The organism is Actinoplanes sp. NPDC019969 (assembly GCF_055562375.1).
Window position 1 is genome coordinate 272,422 of record NZ_JBVHFK010000014.1, and the last position, 15,410, is coordinate 287,831.

At 70.6% G+C, this 15,410-nt stretch carries 17 protein-coding genes; 10 read left to right on the plus strand and 7 right to left on the minus strand.

Annotation, left to right across the window (positions count from 1 at the left end):
* Positions 1–262: 262 nt before the first annotated feature.
* The 3 genes from ACZ3II_RS36020 (at position 263) to ACZ3II_RS36030 (ending at position 2,717) form a co-directional block, all read left to right on the plus strand.
* A complete protein-coding gene (locus tag ACZ3II_RS36020) occupies positions 263–1,327 on the plus strand; it encodes a neprosin family prolyl endopeptidase (RefSeq protein ID WP_465523836.1) in 1,065 nt (354 codons plus the stop codon).
* Positions 1,328–1,473: 146 nt separating this feature from the next.
* Positions 1,474–1,995, plus strand: coding sequence for a sigma-70 family RNA polymerase sigma factor (locus tag ACZ3II_RS36025; RefSeq protein ID WP_043522849.1), 522 nt, complete (start codon positions 1,474–1,476; stop codon positions 1,993–1,995).
* The gene (locus ACZ3II_RS36030) at positions 1,992–2,717 is read left to right on the plus strand and encodes an anti-sigma factor family protein (RefSeq protein ID WP_465523838.1); all 726 of its coding nucleotides are present in this window, start codon (positions 1,992–1,994) and stop codon (positions 2,715–2,717) included. Before ACZ3II_RS36025 ends, ACZ3II_RS36030 begins: the two co-directional genes overlap by 4 nt.
* Here the strand turns inward: ACZ3II_RS36030 and ACZ3II_RS36035 are convergent.
* A complete protein-coding gene (locus ACZ3II_RS36035; RefSeq protein WP_465523840.1) occupies positions 2,714–3,193 on the minus strand; it encodes a response regulator in 480 nt (159 codons plus the stop codon). The two genes, ACZ3II_RS36030 and ACZ3II_RS36035, sit on opposite strands and share 4 nt — an antisense overlap.
* 74 nt (positions 3,194–3,267) lie before the next feature.
* Between ACZ3II_RS36035 and ACZ3II_RS36040 the strand changes: the two genes are divergently transcribed.
* Positions 3,268–3,564, plus strand: a complete 297-nt coding sequence (locus ACZ3II_RS36040; RefSeq protein WP_465523842.1) for an alcohol dehydrogenase catalytic domain-containing protein — start codon at positions 3,268–3,270, stop codon at positions 3,562–3,564.
* Here ACZ3II_RS36040 and ACZ3II_RS36045 read toward each other — a convergent pair.
* Genes ACZ3II_RS36045 through pseB form a run of 6 tightly spaced genes read right to left on the minus strand, consistent with a single transcriptional unit; the run spans position 3,542 to position 9,720 of the window.
* Positions 3,542–4,552, minus strand: a complete 1,011-nt coding sequence (locus tag ACZ3II_RS36045; protein ID WP_465523844.1) for a PseG/SpsG family protein — start codon at positions 4,550–4,552, stop codon at positions 3,542–3,544. The genes ACZ3II_RS36040 and ACZ3II_RS36045 overlap by 23 nt on opposite strands.
* A complete protein-coding gene (locus ACZ3II_RS36050; protein WP_465523846.1) occupies positions 4,549–5,274 on the minus strand; it encodes a cytidylyltransferase domain-containing protein in 726 nt (241 codons plus the stop codon). Before ACZ3II_RS36050 ends, ACZ3II_RS36045 begins: the two co-directional genes overlap by 4 nt.
* Positions 5,271–6,773, minus strand: a complete 1,503-nt coding sequence (locus ACZ3II_RS36055) for a hypothetical protein (RefSeq protein WP_465523848.1) — start codon at positions 6,771–6,773, stop codon at positions 5,271–5,273. Before ACZ3II_RS36055 ends, ACZ3II_RS36050 begins: the two co-directional genes overlap by 4 nt.
* Positions 6,770–7,612 carry a hypothetical protein gene (locus ACZ3II_RS36060; RefSeq protein WP_465523850.1) on the minus strand — a complete coding sequence of 281 codons (843 nt, stop codon included), beginning with the start codon at positions 7,610–7,612 and terminating at the stop codon, positions 6,770–6,772. Before ACZ3II_RS36060 ends, ACZ3II_RS36055 begins: the two co-directional genes overlap by 4 nt.
* A 3-nt stretch (positions 7,613–7,615) precedes the next feature.
* Positions 7,616–8,740, minus strand: a complete 1,125-nt coding sequence (locus ACZ3II_RS36065; RefSeq protein ID WP_465523852.1) for a DegT/DnrJ/EryC1/StrS family aminotransferase — start codon at positions 8,738–8,740, stop codon at positions 7,616–7,618.
* Complete coding sequence (gene pseB, locus ACZ3II_RS36070) at positions 8,740–9,720, minus strand: UDP-N-acetylglucosamine 4,6-dehydratase (inverting) (protein WP_465523854.1); 981 nt, start codon at positions 9,718–9,720, stop codon at positions 8,740–8,742. The genes ACZ3II_RS36065 and pseB overlap by 1 nt, the downstream gene beginning before the upstream one ends.
* 204 nt (positions 9,721–9,924) lie before the next feature.
* On the opposite strand from pseB, the gene ACZ3II_RS36075 reads away from it, so the two are divergent.
* The 6 genes from ACZ3II_RS36075 (at position 9,925) to ACZ3II_RS36100 (ending at position 15,406) form a co-directional block, all read left to right on the plus strand.
* Positions 9,925–10,167, plus strand: a complete 243-nt coding sequence (locus ACZ3II_RS36075; RefSeq protein ID WP_043522631.1) for an acyl carrier protein — start codon at positions 9,925–9,927, stop codon at positions 10,165–10,167.
* Entirely contained in the window at positions 10,164–10,895 is a 732-nt protein-coding gene (locus ACZ3II_RS36080; RefSeq protein ID WP_465523856.1) for an SDR family NAD(P)-dependent oxidoreductase, read from the plus strand. Before ACZ3II_RS36075 ends, ACZ3II_RS36080 begins: the two co-directional genes overlap by 4 nt.
* Entirely contained in the window at positions 10,892–12,115 is a 1,224-nt protein-coding gene (locus ACZ3II_RS36085; RefSeq protein ID WP_465523858.1) for an AMP-binding protein, read from the plus strand. The genes ACZ3II_RS36080 and ACZ3II_RS36085 overlap by 4 nt, the downstream gene beginning before the upstream one ends.
* Positions 12,112–13,146 carry a LuxE/PaaK family acyltransferase gene (locus ACZ3II_RS36090; protein WP_465523860.1) on the plus strand — a complete coding sequence of 345 codons (1,035 nt, stop codon included), beginning with the start codon at positions 12,112–12,114 and terminating at the stop codon, positions 13,144–13,146. Before ACZ3II_RS36085 ends, ACZ3II_RS36090 begins: the two co-directional genes overlap by 4 nt.
* On the plus strand, positions 13,143–14,336 hold the full coding sequence (locus ACZ3II_RS36095; protein ID WP_465523862.1) for an acyl-CoA reductase: 1,194 nt from the start codon (positions 13,143–13,145) through the stop codon (positions 14,334–14,336). The genes ACZ3II_RS36090 and ACZ3II_RS36095 overlap by 4 nt, the downstream gene beginning before the upstream one ends.
* A gap of 65 nt (positions 14,337–14,401) precedes the next feature.
* Positions 14,402–15,406 (plus strand): glycosyltransferase family 2 protein, encoded by a 1,005-nt coding sequence (locus tag ACZ3II_RS36100; protein WP_465523864.1) that lies wholly within the window; start codon positions 14,402–14,404, stop codon positions 15,404–15,406.
* Positions 15,407–15,410: the final 4 nt, after the last annotated feature.

The window sequence follows — 15,410 nt, forward strand, 5'->3', positions numbered from 1 at the left end:
TCCGGGATCCGGTACGCGCATCGAAAGAGGCTTGATGCGCAATGCCTCTTTCGAGATCTGGCGCGAAAACTCCGGTGCGCGATCGTACGCGCACGCTGCGTCCATCAATGTGGTCCAGGCGTCACCGGATCGGCCTACCCCGATCGGCCGTTCCGGCGAAATACGCTGCTCAGGCGGTCCCTGGTGAATAGAGAAAGCTATATGGTGACCAGCGCTGCCGAGAATCGGGCTCTGATGCCCTGACCACACCGAGGACGGACACGTGTTGAAGTCACGCCGCGGCCTGCTTGCCGCCGGCATCACCGTAGCCGTGGTCGGCTCGATCGGGGTCGCCTCGACGCTGAACGCGGGCGCCGAGCAGATCCCGGCCCCGGTGGTGGCGCCCGCTGTCGCCGCGCAGGCCGCAAAGGCCGCCGTGCCGGTGGCCGGCGTCACCCCGCCGGCGACACTGCCGTGGGGACAGCGCCCGCAGAAGATCCGGACCGGGCGTGGCGGGGCGACCAGCAAGACCCTCAAGGCGGCCGGGCTGTCCGCCGCCGCTCCCGACGCGTCCGGCCGCGAGGCCGAGCAGGAGTTCGCGCCGAAGGGGCGGACCGGCCGCAAGAGCGAGCGGACCAGCGTCGTCCCGCCGGAGCCACCGACACCGACCCCGACGCCGACCGCCACCGATGCCAAGCCGACCGTGTACTTCCACTACAACGTCGGCTCCCAGGCCGCGGTCACCGAGGGCGCCTACGCCAACCTGACCATCGGCAAGCCGGTGCTGGACCGCGAGGACTACCACACGCTCGCCGAGATCGCGGTGCAGTCGGCCGACGGCACCCAGATCGTCGAGGTGGGGTGGAACGTGGACCGGGTCGTCAACGGTGACGACGACCCGCACCTGTTCGTCTTCCACTGGGTCGACGGCAAGTCGAAGTGCTACAACGGCTGCGGGTTCGTGCCGTACAGCAAGAACATCCGCCCCGGCGACACCCTGCCGTACGACGTCACCAAGCCGTTCGGCATCCAGTACAACAACGGGGCCTGGTGGGTCGCGTACGACACCGAGTGGGTCGGGCACTTCCCGGTGACCAACTGGACCGTGCCGTTCAAGCAGTCCGGTCTGGTGCAGGTGTTCGGCGAGGTGGCCGCGGCCAGTCAGTGGCCGTGCACGGAGATGGGCAACGGCAGGAGCGGCATCGACAGCACCGCGGCCCGGATCGGCAGCGTCACCTATCTCAACGGGCCCACCGTGGACCTCAACATGCGGAGCATCGGCGACGTCTACAGTGTCTCGCCGATTACCAAGCGCACCTTCCGCTACGGCGGCCCCGGAGCCTGCTGACCTCGATCTTCACTCCCGATGCCCGGTACCCCGAAAGGGTGCCGGGCATCGACGTTTCTGGAAGTGTGGGCAGCTCTTGAACCGGTCCACATGCCACGATGTACATCCGGGTGGACGGGCCTGACCCGAGGGGAGAGCTGGCGCCGATGAAGCGACGGGTGAGCCCCGACGAGCAACTGATGACCGCGCTCTACACCGAGCACTACGCCGTCCTGATCAACTTCGTCTCGCGTTACGTGTCGGACCGGCACAAGGCGGAGGACCTGGTTCAGGAGACGCTGTTGCGAGCCTGGAAGCACATCGACCACCTCGACCCGGAACCGGGACGGACCAGGTCGTACCTGCTCACCATCGCCCGCAACGTGGTGACCAACGCCTGGCGCGCCGAACAGCGCCGGCCGAAGCTGGTCGCCGATGAGAACGCGGTCAATTCGGTGCCGTCGGCTGACAATGTTGATCAGATGGTGGAAGGTTGGCTGGTGGCGGAGGCGCTCGAGCGGCTCTCGCCGGAACACCGGGCGGTCATCCAGGCGATGTACTACGAGGGGCAGAGCGTGGCGGATGCGGCGCGGAAACTGTCGGTGCCGGAGGGCACGGTGAAATCGCGCGCCTATTACGCGGTTCGCGCGTTACGTACCGTCTTCGAGGAGATGGGGATGTTGCGATGAGCGACATTGACGAACACGAATCCCTGCACCGTCTTCTCGGTGGGTACCTGCTCGGTGGGCTCGACGAGGCCGACACCGAGAAGCTGGACGAACACCTGCACGACTGCGCCGAATGCCGGGCGGAACTGGACCGGCTGGCGCCCGTACCGGAGATGTTGCAGAGCCTGCCGGACGCCCGGCACCTCGGCGGCGGCGCGGCGCTCGCGGTCGGGCCGGCCGCCCGGCCCAGCCCGCAGAACATCGAGAACCTGCTGAGCCGGATGCGCGCCGAGAAGTACCAGGAGACCCGGGTCAGCCGGGTGCGCTGGCTGGCCGCCGCCTCGGTCACGCTGATCGCGGCCGCCGCCATCGGCTACGGCATCATGACCAACACCGGCGGCGACACCCCGGGACCCGATCCGACCGTGCAGGCGCTGCCCAGCGCGGTGACCGCCCAGTTCCAGCCGGCCCCGGGCAACGGGCTCACCGGCAACGCCTCGGTCACCCCGAAGAAGTGGGGCGTCGAGGTCACCCTGAACGTGAGCCGGATGTCCGGTGAGGGGCCGTTCCTCTGCCTGGTCAAGACCAAGAGCGGAACCACGCAGCAGGCCGCCGCGTGGGGCGACACCGTGGACGGCGAGGCGAAACTGACCGGCGCCAGCTCGACACCGGCGTCCGACGTCGCCTCGATCCTGATCACCGATCGCAACGGCAACGTGCTGGGCACGGCGGCGATGGCCTAGGCGGTTCGCCGCATCGGCGCCTTCTCGGCATGGACCGGCACGAGGGGCTGCCGGACGGCGGCCAGCATCGCCGCCCGGGCCGCCACGGCCGAGCGGCCCGCACCGCGGTTCCGGTCGCCGATCATGGCCGCCAGCCGGGTGGCGAGCTCGGCCCGGCTGAACGGCTTGGACAGGAAGTCGTCCGCGCCGGCGTGCAACGCGGTCGTCATCTGATGGCGGTGCACGTCGGCGCTCACCACCATGACCGGCAGCGACTCGGTCTGCGGGGACTCGCGGATGATCCGGCACAGCTCGATCCCGGAGACGCCCGGCATCCGCACGTCGATCAGGGCGGCGTCGATCCCGCCCGCCGCCAGCAGCGCCAGCGCGCCGGCCGAGTCGCCGGCGGCCACCACGTCGTAGCCGAGCCGCTCGAGCGTGATCGTCAGCAGGTCGCGGTGGTCGGCCTCGTCGTCGGCGATGAGCACGGTGGGCACGGGAACCTCCAGGGTCTGCTGTCTACCTTTCGGCAGTCCGGAGGAACCGCTGAGCACGAAATAGGGTGGAGGACATGGGTGCCTCCGATCTCCAGACCGCCGACCGTCCGCTACCGCTGGCCGGGGCGGGTGAGATTCGCGTGCGCATCGTCCGGCCGGGTGCGGGCGTGGTGGACGCCCTCGGTGAGGGCGTCCGCGGCCTGGAGCCGGGCGACCGGGTCTGCTGGGTGTCGAGCGCGGCTCACACCCGGACCGACGGCGCCGCCCAGGAGTACGTGGTGCTGCCCCGGCGCCAGGTGGTCCGGCTGAGCGACGACGTCCCGTTCGCGGCCGGCGCCGGCCCGATGGTCACCGAGGTGAGCGCTCCCTGAGCAGGCTGTCGGCGACCCGCTCCACACCCCTGCCGTCCACCGCGGCCCATCCGCTCGCGGCGAGCGCGGTGCGTTCGGCCGGGTCCGAGAGCAGCCGCCGCAGCGTGGCGACCGAGTCGTCGCCGAACTCCCCGAGACGGCCGATTCCGGCGGCGAAGCCGCGTGCGACCGTCCGGTCGTACCCCAGGATCTGGTTGTCGACCACCCAGACCAGGGCGGCGGCCCGGCCGAGGCAGAGCAGCTCCCAGGTCGAGGTGCCGCTCGCGCTGACCACCAGATCGGCGTCGGCCAGCAGCTCGGGCAGGCGATCGGTCGGGTCCAGGATGTCGAACCGCTGGCCGTCTGCCGTCTCGATCGCCTCCAGTTCGGCGCGCAGGCTCGCGTCGGCGGCGATCACCGTCGCCTCGAAAGGCGCCGCGGTGTCCGCGAGCAGCCGCGCCACCTGGGGCGCGGCACGGTAGGCGTCGGTTCCGCCGAAGAAGGCGACAACCTTGGGGGTACGTTCGGACGAGTGCACCGGCGGCGTAGCGGGCCGCAACCGCCGCACCGCCGAGCGCAGCAGCGCGTAGTCGAGACCGGCCAGCCGCACGTCCCCGTAGTCGAGCGAGGTGTCCAGGTTCTGGTCGACGTAGATGTCGGCGTCCTGCCCGCGCGCCTCGCCGTCGACGATCGCCAGCACGGTCCGCCCGGTGGCCCGGACCGCCTTGCTGTGCGCCGGCGGAAGCGTGTACGAGTCCACCACCAGCGCGTCCAGCTCCAGCCGCTCGACCGCCGCGACCAGTTCGTGCTCGTCGGCGGGCGCCGGGTGCCGGGGCAGCCCGCGGGTGGCGAGCTGCGCCTCGGCCCAGGTGACCCCGCCCAGGTCGCTGAGGAAGTGCACGTCCACACCCCGCGCGACCAGCTCCTCAGCGAGAGCCACACACCGTACGAGATGTCCTACTCCGGTCTTCGCTCCCGCGTCGCACCGGATCCCGATTCGGGTCGTCACGCCTGCTCAAGATCCTTCTGGAGAATGTGCGCGTTCAGCTCGGCCAGCTCCGGCCGGTGACCGAGGAACTCGGCGACCGCGGCGGCGGTGATCGGCTCGTCCCCGAAGTGGTCGACGATCGCCTCGATGAGCCGCCAGTCCTCCTCGGTGTCCAGGGTCAGCCGCAGGAACGACAGGTCCGGCTGCACGGTCAGGCCGATCACGTCGAACTCGGCCGCGTGCGTGTAGATGTACGACGTCACGTGCGTACGGTGGTGCTCCTCGGCCAGCTTGTCGATGTCCTTGAGGACCGACGCCCGGACCACCTCGACGTCCAGCCCGCGCGGCAGGGTCCGGGTGATCGACGTGGTCAGGTAGTCGACGTCGGCCGCGGCGAACACCCGGTACGCCCGGGCGACCAGCCGCGGGTCGAGCAGCGGGCAGTCCGCGGTGAACCGGAGCACGTGGTCGGCGTCGCGGCCCTCCAGCACCCCGAGGAACCGGGTGAGCACGTCGTCGACCGGCCCGCGGTAGCTCTCCACGCCGATCGCCGCGCACTCCGCCACGACCGCGTCGTCGGCCGGCTCGGTGGTGGTCGCCACGACCAGCTCGTCAACGACACCGCTCTCCCGGGCGGCCTGCACCACCCGATCGAGGACGGTCTTCCCGCCGAGCTGCCGGAGTACCTTGCCGGGCAACCGGGTGGAACCCATCCGGGCCTGAATGATGCCGAGGGTCGTCATGACCGTCCTTTACGGATTCGATTGCGGGCCGCACGGGCCAGGACGAGCCCGGCCTTGGCGGCGCGATAGCCGAGGTTGCCGCTGAACGCGGCGATCTGTGTCTTGGCGCGGCCCAGTTCGGCTTCGCGCTTCTCCAGTTCCACCTCGAAGAAGCGGGCGCGGGCCTCGGCGTCGGCGAGCTGCTCCCGCAGGGCGCGCATCTGCTCCTCGTGCTCCCGCAGGCTGTCCGGGAGGGTGTCCCCGGGATCGGCGAGCGGGACCGGCGCGGTGGTCAGCCCGGCGGCCCCGGCGAGGACCTCGGCGAGGCGGTCCACCGAGGTGATACCCGGCCACGGGTGGTGGTAACCACCGGTGGCCAGGGTGTGCGCGAAACGGGCCAGGGCATCCGGGCGTTCCGGCGTGAGATCGAGTCTCGTGAAGCGGTCCCCGTCCACCAGCACGTCCGCGGCGTCGGCGGCCGGCAGCGCGGCCATCCAGCCGGTGAGCAGCCGCCGCAGCGTCGGCAGGTCGTGGCCGAGAGCGGCGCTGAGCAGCTGCTCCTCCAGGAGCCGGCCGGCCGGGAGCGGGCCGTTCAGCTCCGGCGGGCCCTGCACCACGCGGCGCAGCCAGCCACCGTCGGGAGCCTTGGTCACCTCGGCGATCGACCCGCCCGGCCCGGCGATCAGCGCGGGCGCGACCGGGACGGACGACTCGGGACGGGTGGCGCGCTGGGCGACGGCCAGCCAGCCGGGCGCCAGCTCGGCGCCGATGCCGCGGCGCACCGACGTGGCGGCGAGCCGACGGGGGTCACTGAGGACGGACCTTTTCCGGTACGCCGGAGCGACCGCCGCCGCGGCCAGAGCGGCCAGGGCGTCCAGCGGCCCGTATTTCAAGGTCTCCGGGGTGACCAACAGGGTCGGATGCTCCGGCGACGGCCAGGCGGCGGCCAGCCCGGCGACCGGCAGTCCTTCGGCGCCGAGCACCGCGGCGAGCCGGTCGGCGCGGCCCGGGGCGTTGCCGAAGTCGGCGAGCGGATGCCAGGCGTCACCGGTCCGGGCGGCGGTCGGCACACCCGGGTCGACGAGCCGGTGCACACCGAGTTCGTTCTCCACGGCGAGCAGCAGCGTGCCGCCGGGGCGCAGGGTGCGCTTGAGGACCCGGACCGACTCGATCCAGTCCAGCTGCGGGCCCTCCGGCGAGCACAGGCGCCGGGCGCCGTCCAGGGCGACCACCGCGTCGTACCGCTCGGTGTCGGTGACTTTGGACAGATCGCCGCAGACCACCGTCACGCCGGGGATCTCGCGGGCGGCCAGGCTCGCCGCGTCCGGCTGGGAGCGCAGCAGGCATGTCACGTCCCGCCGGCCGGCCAGCGCGCCGACCAGCTCGGCGTCGTGCGGGCCGGCGACCAGCACCCGGATCCCGGCGGGCAGCCGATCGATCAGATGCCGGTGGAGCGGGCCGGCGGCGGGTGGGCGTTCTTCGGCGTACTCCGGCATCTCGCCACCGATCATCGTGATCATGCGGCGACCTTAGCGGGGGGCTCCGCGCCGAAAGCGGGCCAGCCCAGGATCGCCCGGAGCTCGGCGGGGGAGGCCAGGTGGCCGTCACCGAGCTCGGCGAGCGCGGTGGCCCGGGCGGTCTCCGGGTCGGGGGCGGCGCCGTGCAGCTCCGGCCACTCGCGGCGGACCCGGGCGGCGGTGGGGGTGTCCTCGCCGTCCAGGTACATCGGATCGCCGTACACCGCGGGGTCGCACCCGGCGGCGGCGCCGTACATGATCGCGGTGCTCAGCCGGTTCGACGCGACGCGCTGGTGGCGGCGCAGCTCGGCGAGCTGGTTGTGCAGGAACCGCGGGTCGGTCCGCATCCGCATGTAGCCACGGTAGCCGTGGCAGATGACCCGGCCGGACCGCTCGTACAGCGCCCGGATCCTCTCGTCCTGGAACTCGTTCCAGTAGAGGCAGAAGGTGATCGGGCCCGGCTCGGTCGCGGTGATCTCGTCGATCAGCCGGTGGTGGTCACCGGAGACCTTCTGACCCTCCCAGCCGTGGAACGGGTACCAGATGGTGCCCTCCCGCGGCTGCTCCGGCGTGGTGTCCTCGGTGGACCGCAGGATGTAGAGGAAGGGCGCGCCGATCACGGTCGCCAGCGGGCGGTCCATCGACCAGGCCCGCCGGCGGGTCCGCTCCGACCAGACGAAGATCGGACGGCCGGGCGCGTACGGCGTACCCGCGCCCAGTCCGTCCACCACGTTCCATCCGTGCTGCAGGTAGCCCTCGATCCGGGGCGGATCGCCGCCGTCGAGCCCGCAGTACTCGGCGAGCACATGCGCGTGCCCGTAGAAGTGGTTGCCGTGGTGCACCCGTCAGCTCCCGAGGATGCCGCGGAGCGCTTCCACTACGCGGTCCTGGTCGCTGTCGGTAAGGTCGGCGAACAGCGGCAGCGAGATCTCCTCGGCGTAGAAGGCCTCGGCGTTCGGGCACATGCCGCGCTGGTAGCCGAGGTCCGCGAAGACCGGGTGCCAGTACACCGGGATGTAGTTGACCTGCACCCCGATGCCGGCCGCACGCAGCCGCTCGAACACCTCACGGCGGCGGCCGTCGAGCACCCGCACCGGATAGAGGTGACGCATCGGGTCGACGTCCTCGCGCTGCGCCGGGAGACGCAGGCCCGGCACGCCGGCCAGCAACTCGTCGTAGCGGGCGGTCAGCTCCGCGCGGCGCGCCTTGAACCCGGCGAGCCGGCTCAGCTGCGCGCTGCCCAGGGCACAGAGCACGTCGGGCAGCCGGTAGTTGAGGCCGAACTCGTGCACCTCGTACCACCACCCGCCCTCGTCGGTGGTCCGCAGCCGCTTCGGGTCCCGGATCGATCCGACGGTCCGGAAGTCACGCAGCCGGTCCACCAGCTCCGGCCGGGTCGAGGCGACCGCCCCGCCCTCGGCGGTGGTGAAGTTCTTCGTCGGGAAGAACGAGAAGGTGGTCAGATCGGCGAGGGTGCCGACCGGACGTCCCTTGTAGAGCGAGCCGATCGAGTGAGCCGCGTCGCCGAGCAGGAACGCCCCGGCGCTGTCACTGATCTTGCGGAGCGCGTCGTAGTCGGCCGGGACGCCGGCGTAGTCGACGGCCGCGATCACCTTGGTCCGCTCGGTCACCGCGGCTTCCACGGCGGCCGGGTCCAGGTTGGCGGTGTCCTCCGCGACGTCGGCGAAGATCACCTTGGCGCCGAGCATCGCCGCGCCGGACGCGGTGGCCACGAACGTCATCGGCGTCGTGACGACCTCGTCACCACGGGTCACGCCGGCCGCGGCGTAGGCCGCGTGCAGCGCCGTGGTCCCGTTGGTCACCGTCACGGTCGGCGCGCCGGTGACCTTCTCCAGGTCGGCCTCGAACTGGGCGACCCGCGGCCCGGTGGTCAGCCAGTCGCTGCCCAGGGCCGCGACGACCGCCTCGACGTCGGCAGAGTCGATGGACTGTCGTCCGTAGGGCAGCATCAGTTCTCCGCGAGGAGGTTGCGCATGTCCTCGACGGTGAGCCAGAGGTCGTTGTTGTCCGACCGGTAGTTGAAGCCGTCCGGAACCTCTTCGCCGCCGGGCGGGGTCTGGTAGCCCCAGCTCGCCACCACCGGCTGGACCACGTAACGGTCCTTGAAGCGCAGCGTGCGGCGGCTGTCGTCGGCGGCGATCATCTCCTCGTGGAGCTTCTCGCCGGGACGCATGCCCATCTCGTGGGTGGCGGCGCCGGGCGCGACGGCCTCGACCAGGTCCATGATCCGCATGCTCGGGATGCGCGGGACGTAGAGCTCGCCGCCCTGCATCACGTCGAACGAGTCGACGACGAACTGGACGGCCTGGTCCAGGGTGATCCAGAAGCGGGTCATCCGCTTGTCGGTGATCGGCAGGCTCTTGCCCTCGGCGGCGAGCTTGCGGAAGAACGGGACCACCGAGCCACGGCTGCCCATCACGTTGCCGTAGCGCACCACGGCCAGACGGGTCGGGTGGGTGGCGGCGTAGTGGTTGCCGGCGATCACGATCTTGTCGGCGGCGAGCTTGGTCGCGCCGTACAGGTTGATCGGGCTGGACGCCTTGTCGGTGGAGAGCGCGACGACCTTCTTGACGGAGGCCTCGATGGCCGCGTCGATCACGTTCTGGGTGCCGTTGATGTTCGTCGCGACGAACTCCGACGGGTTGTACTCGGCGGTGTCGACCTGCTTGAGCGCTGCCGCGTGCACGACGTAGTCGATCCCGTGCATGGCCCGGGCGAGACGCTTCTCGTCGCGGATGTCGCCGATGAAGAAGCGCAGGCGCGGGTCGTCGCCGAACATCTGACGGACCTCGTACTGCTTCAGCTCGTCGCGGGAGAAGACCACGATGCGGGCCGGGTCGAGGTGGGTCAGGGCGTACCTCAGGAAGGCCTTGCCGAAGGAACCGGTGGAGCCGGTGACAAGGATCGAGGAGCCGGCGATTTCAGACAAGGTTTTCTCCGGGGGATCAGCGAGTGGCCGATTCGAGCAGCCAAGTACGTGGCGGAAGCATAACCAGCCGAGCTGTCTTTTCCAGCGGACCGCAAGAACGTCGCCCTCAGTTCACCTTGCGTTCATCTGATGTTTGTCGCCTAGATCAGGAACCTAGAGGATTGTGGAACTCCTCTGTTCACCCGAGCATCCTGGAGTTACCACGTGACTGAGCTGCAGAGACTACGGGACGCGTTCCGTACCGCCCTCGATCTTCCGGCGGATGCGACCGTGGACGACCTGCGCTACCAGGACAACGAGAAGTGGGATTCGCTCGCACACATGTCGCTGGTCGCGACCATCGAGGACGAGTTCTCGGTGATGATCGACACCGATGACGTCATCGGCATGTCCAGCTTCGACGAAGCGGTGCGGATCCTCGGTAAATACGGGGTGGACGTCAAGTGAGCGTCGCCCTGGTCACCGGGGCGTCGCGCGGCATCGGCCGGGCCACCGCGCACCGGCTCGCCGAGCAGGGCTACGACCTGGTCCTGCACGGTCACGGGGAGGCCGGCGTCGCCGAGGCGGCGGAGGCTCTCAGCGGTAAGTTCGGCGTCACGGTCAAGCACGCGTCCGGTGACATCGCCGACCCGGCGACCAGCAAGGCCCTGGTCCGGCTGGCCTTCGAGTCCTTCAAGCGCCTGGACGCGCTGGTCGTCAACGCCGGCACGCACGCCGCGGGGATGCTCGGCATGACCCCCGACGCCACCGTCGAGCGGCTTTTCGCGGTCAACGCGGCCGGCGCGGCGTACACCCTGCAGAACGCGGTCCGTCTCCTCGCGCGCGCGGAGAAACCGTCGGTCGTGCTGACCGCCTCGATCACCGGCACCCACGGTGTCGCCGGCCAGGCCGTCTACGCCGCCTCCAAGGCCGCCGTGGTCGGTCTGACCAGGTCCGCGGCCAAGGAGCTCGGCTCCCGCGGCATCCGGGTCAACGCGGTCGCCCCCGGCTTCATCGCCACCGACATGCTGGACACCCTGGACGAGGCGGGCCGCGCCGAGCGGGTCGCCGCCACCGCGCTCGGCCGTCTCGGCACCGCCGAGGACGTCGCCGACGTGATCTCTTTCCTTCTCTCCGACCAGGCCCGGTTCGTCACCGGCCAGATCATCGGAGTCGACGGAGGCCTGACGCTGTGAATCTGCTCCACCCGGACGCCCGCGTCATCGACGCCGCAACCGGGGAGTCGCTGACCCCTGCCCTGATCGACGCGGCCGCCGCCGAGCTGGCCGGTGAGTCGCTGGTCTTCATGCCGATGGCGACCACCGTCGCGGCGGTCGCCCGCTACCTGGCGGCGCTGCGGCTGGGCAAACCGGTGGTGCTGCTCGACCCGGACGCCGACCACTCCCGGCTGATCGAGCGGTACACCACCACCGATCTGCACCCCGACCTGGCGCTGATGCTCACCACCAGCGGCTCCACCGGCGACCCGAAACTGGTGCGGCTGTCCGCCGCGGCGGTGCGGGCGAACGCGGAGCAGGTCGCCGAGAGCCTCGGCATCACCGGCGACGACGTGGCGATCACCACACTGCCGCTGTTCTACTCGTACGGGCTCTCGGTCCTGCACTCGCACCTGCTGCGCGGGGCGACGGTGGTGCTCGAGCGCACCGGCATCATGCAGAAGGACTTCTGGGCCGCGGTGAACGAGCACCGGGTCACCTCGATGGCGTTCGTGCCGTATCAGTACGAGATGCTCCGCCGCCTGCGGTTCGACCCGGCGAAGTACCCGACCGTGCGGACCCTCACGCAGGCCGGTGGCCGGCTGCGGGCCGAGCTGGTGACCGACTTCGCCGACCGGATGGCGACCGTCGGCGGCCGGCTGTTCGTGATGTACGGACAGACCGAGGCCGCCCCCCGGATGGCCTGCCTGCCCCCGGACCGGATCGGCGACAAGCTTGGCTCGGCCGGCCTGGCGATGCCCGGCGGCGCCTTCGCGATCGAGGACGACGAGGTCGTCTACCGCGGCCCCAACGTCATGATGGGGTACGCCGAGACCGCCGCCGACCTGGCTCGCGGCGACGACCTGGGCAGCGTGCTGCGCACCGGTGACCTGGGCCGGATCGACGACGAGGGCTTCCTCTTCATCACCGGCCGGATCAAGCGGATGGGCAAGGTCTTCGGCGTCCGGATCAACCTGGACGACGTGGAGCGGCAGTTCCCGGTCGCGGCCGTGGCCGGCGACGACAAGCTGCACGTGTTCGCGGAGAACATCACCGACGACGAGGCCCGCGCGCTGCGGACCAAGATCGCCGAGTGGCTCGGCAGCCACTTCACCGGAGTCGACGTGCGCATTATTGAGGTCCTGCCGTTGCTCCCCAACGGCAAGACCGACTACCGCGCCCTGGAGGCGTCGCTGTGAGTGTCTTCACCCTTCCGCAGGCGGAGAAGGAGGCTGTGCTGCTGGCACAGCTCTCCGAGCTGACCGAGCACCATCGGGCCGCCTGCGAGCCGTACGACCGCATTCTCGCCGCGTCCGGTTTCACCAAGGCCGAATCGATCGCCGACCTGCCGTGGCTGCCGGTCCGCCTGTTCAAGACGCTGGACCTGAAGAGCATCCCGGACGACGAGGTGTTCAAGGTCCTCACGTCCAGCGGCACCACCGGTGACGTCAGCAAGATCTACCTGGACAAGGCGGCCGCTGCCGAGCAGCAGAAGCGCCTGGCCGCCACGGTGCAGACCGCGATCGGCCCGAAGCGGCTGCCGATGATCCTGGTCGACACCAAGGCGATGCTGAAGGACCGCCGCTCGTTCAGCGCCCGCGGCGCCGGCGTGCTCGGCATGTCCACCTTCGGGCGCGACCACGTCTGGGCGCTCGACATGGAGGGCCAGGTCGACGTCGGCGCGCTGCGCGGCTTCCTGGAGAAGCACGGCGATCAGCCGTTCCTGATCTTCGGGTTCACCTTCCTGGTCTGGCTGCACCTCTACGAGGTGGCGCTGGAGCACAAGCTGGACCTGAGCAACGGCATCCTGATCCACTCCGGCGGCTGGAAGAAGCTGATCGACCAGGCCGTCTCGCCCGAGGAGTTCCGTGCCCGGCTGTCCGGCGTCGGCCTGACCCGGGTGCACAACTACTACGGCATGGTCGAGCAGATCGGCACGATCTTCCTGGAGGGGCCGGACGGCGGCGCGCTGTACTGCCCCGACTTCGCCGACGTGGTGATCCGCGACCCGGAGACGTGGGCCGAGTTGCCGCCCGGCAAGCCGGGACTGATCGAGGTGATCAGCACCCTGCCCACGTCGTACCCCGGCCATGTCCTCCTCACCGAGGACCTCGGCGTGGTGCACGGCATCGACGACGGGGCCTGGCCCGGCAAGCGCTTCTCGGTGCTCGGCCGGCTGCCCCGCGCCGAGGCCCGTGGCTGCTCGGACACGTATCGGAGTGCGGCATGAGGTTCCGTTTCGGCGTCGAAGGCGACCTGACCGCCCCGTCCGACGACCGGCTCGCCGTCGGCGACCCGCGGGTGGTGGACTTCCTGGCCAAGCTGGCCCGCAAGCTCCTCGCCCCGGCGGTCGCCCGGCTGCACCCGGAGCTCGGTTCGCTCGGCTACTTCCTGCGCCCGGCCGAGCTGAAGCGCTCGGTCGAGCGGATGACCGCCCGGCAGGACGCGCTGGTCTTCCCCCGGGGCAACGTCTTCCACCTGCCCCCGGCCAACGTGGACACCATCTTCGTCTACTCGTGGGCGATCTCCGCGCTGGCCGGCAACCACAACGTGGTCCGGATCTCGTCGCGCTCGGCGGGCGCCGCCGAGGTCATCCTGGACTCGATGAACGCGGTGCTGGCCGACTCCGACCCGGTGATCGGCCGGACCCAGCGGATGGTCACCTACGGCTACGACGACGCGGTCACCGCGGCGCTGAGCAAGTGGTGCGACCTGCGGGTGATCTGGGGTGGCGACGCCGCCGTGGACACCATCCGCAAGCAGCCGCTGCGGCCGTCGGCCCGGGACCTCACCTTCCCGGACCGCACGTCCTGGGCGGTGCTGTCGGTGCCCGGCTGGCGGGCCGCCGACCCGGCCGCCCGCAAGGCCGCGGTGGTCGGGTTCGCCAACGACGCGTACTGGTTCGACCAGGCCGCCTGCTCCTCCCCGCGGACGGTGTTCCTGGTCGGTGCGGAGGGGGACACATCGGAGGTTCGGTCCGAGTTCCTGGACCTGCTGCTCGGTGTGGTCGATCAGCGCGGCTGGACGGTCGACGCGGCGATGGCGGTGGAGAAGCGGGTCAACGCGTACGGGCTGGCCGCGACCGGCGCCGCCACCGCGCTGGACTTCCCCGACAACCGGGTGACCGCTGTCACTCTGGCGGGGACGGAACTGGCTCCCCGGCGCTGGATCGGGGCAGGCGCGTTCCCCTTCGCTGAGGTAGGCTCGCTCATCGATCTGGTTCCGGCGATGAACAGGCAGGACCAGACGGTCAGTCACTTCGGGTTCACTCCGGCAGAGCTGCGGGCCTTCGCCACCGAGCTGGGCGGCCGCGGCGTCGACCGGATCGTGCCGTTCGGGTCGGCGCTGACCTTCGGGGCGATCTGGGACGGCTATGACCTGCCGAGTGAATTCACCAGGCTGACCACGCTGCAGCCGTAGCGGGGCCGGGGGTGACCGGACCGGCTACCTTCCTTTTCGAATGCCCCCGACCCTAGGTTGAATTCATGACCAACCCCCCTGGTCTCTCGGTCGTCATCCCGATGTACAACGAGGAGCTGGTGATCCCGGCCCTCGTTGCCCGGTTGCGCCCGGTGCTGGACGCGCTCGACGAGACGTACGAGGTCGTGGCCGTGGACGACGGCAGTGCCGACGCCACGGCCGCGCTCGTCGAGAAGTGCCGCCTGGAGTGGCCGCAGCTGCGCCTGGTCCGGCTGCGGCGCAACAGCGGGCACCAGGCCGCCCTGACCGCCGGTTTCCACCGCGCCCGCGGCGAATACATCGTGACCATCGACGCGGACCTGCAGGACCCGCCGGAGACCATCGGCGACATGGTGCGCCTCTCCCGCGACGAGAACCTGGACGTCGTCTACGGCGTCCGCAGCGACCGCAGCACCGACACCGTCTTCAAGCGGAACACCGCCGGGCTGTACTACAAGCTGATGCGCCGCATCGTCGGCCCCGACCTACCGCAGCAGGCCGGTGACTTCCGGCTGGTCCGCCGCTCGGTGGTGGACGTGCTGCGCCGGATGGGCGACCAGGTCCCGGTCTACCGGCTCCTGATCCCGTCGCTCGGCTTCACCTCGGGCACGGTCAGCTACGTGCGGGAGAAGCGGGTCGCCGGCGAGACGAAGTACCCGCTGCGCAAGATGATCTCCCTGGCCTGGGACAGCACCGCGGACTTCACCGCCGCCCCGCTGCGGCTGGCCACCTGGCTCGGCCTGGTCTCCTTCGCCGCCTCCCTGATCTTCATGATCTTCGGCGTGGTGGTGTGGGCCAACGACACCGTCATTCCCGGCTGGACCTCGCTGTTCCTGGCGGTCCTGCTGTTCGCCGGCGTCCAGCTGATCTGCCTGGGGCTGCTCGGTGAGTACATCGCCCGGATCTACCGGGCCCTGCAGAACCGTCCGGCGTTCCAGATCGGGTACGACTCGTTCGAGACCGCCGAGGCGCCCGCGACTCCCGCGGCGCCCGCCGTCCCGGCGCAGCGCACCCCCGCGACCATGCCGTGACGAC

Bases quoted from the DNA above. Each gene is read 5' to 3' on its own strand.
- ACZ3II_RS36025 (WP_043522849.1), top strand. From the start codon at position 1,474: ATGAAGCGACGGGTGAGCCCCGACGAGCAACTGATGACCGCGCTCTAC.
- ACZ3II_RS36030 (WP_465523838.1), top strand. From the start codon at position 1,992: ATGAGCGACATTGACGAACACGAATCCCTGCACCGTCTTCTCGGTGGG.
- ACZ3II_RS36040 (WP_465523842.1), top strand. From the start codon at position 3,268: ATGGGTGCCTCCGATCTCCAGACCGCCGACCGTCCGCTACCGCTGGCC.
- ACZ3II_RS36050 (WP_465523846.1), bottom strand. From the start codon at position 5,274: ATGACGACCCTCGGCATCATTCAGGCCCGGATGGGTTCCACCCGGTTG.
- ACZ3II_RS36055 (WP_465523848.1), bottom strand. From the start codon at position 6,773: ATGATCACGATGATCGGTGGCGAGATGCCGGAGTACGCCGAAGAACGC.
- ACZ3II_RS36065 (WP_465523852.1), bottom strand. From the start codon at position 8,740: ATGCTGCCCTACGGACGACAGTCCATCGACTCTGCCGACGTCGAGGCG.
- ACZ3II_RS36095 (WP_465523862.1), top strand. From the start codon at position 13,143: ATGAGGTTCCGTTTCGGCGTCGAAGGCGACCTGACCGCCCCGTCCGAC.
- ACZ3II_RS36100 (WP_465523864.1), top strand. From the start codon at position 14,402: ATGACCAACCCCCCTGGTCTCTCGGTCGTCATCCCGATGTACAACGAG.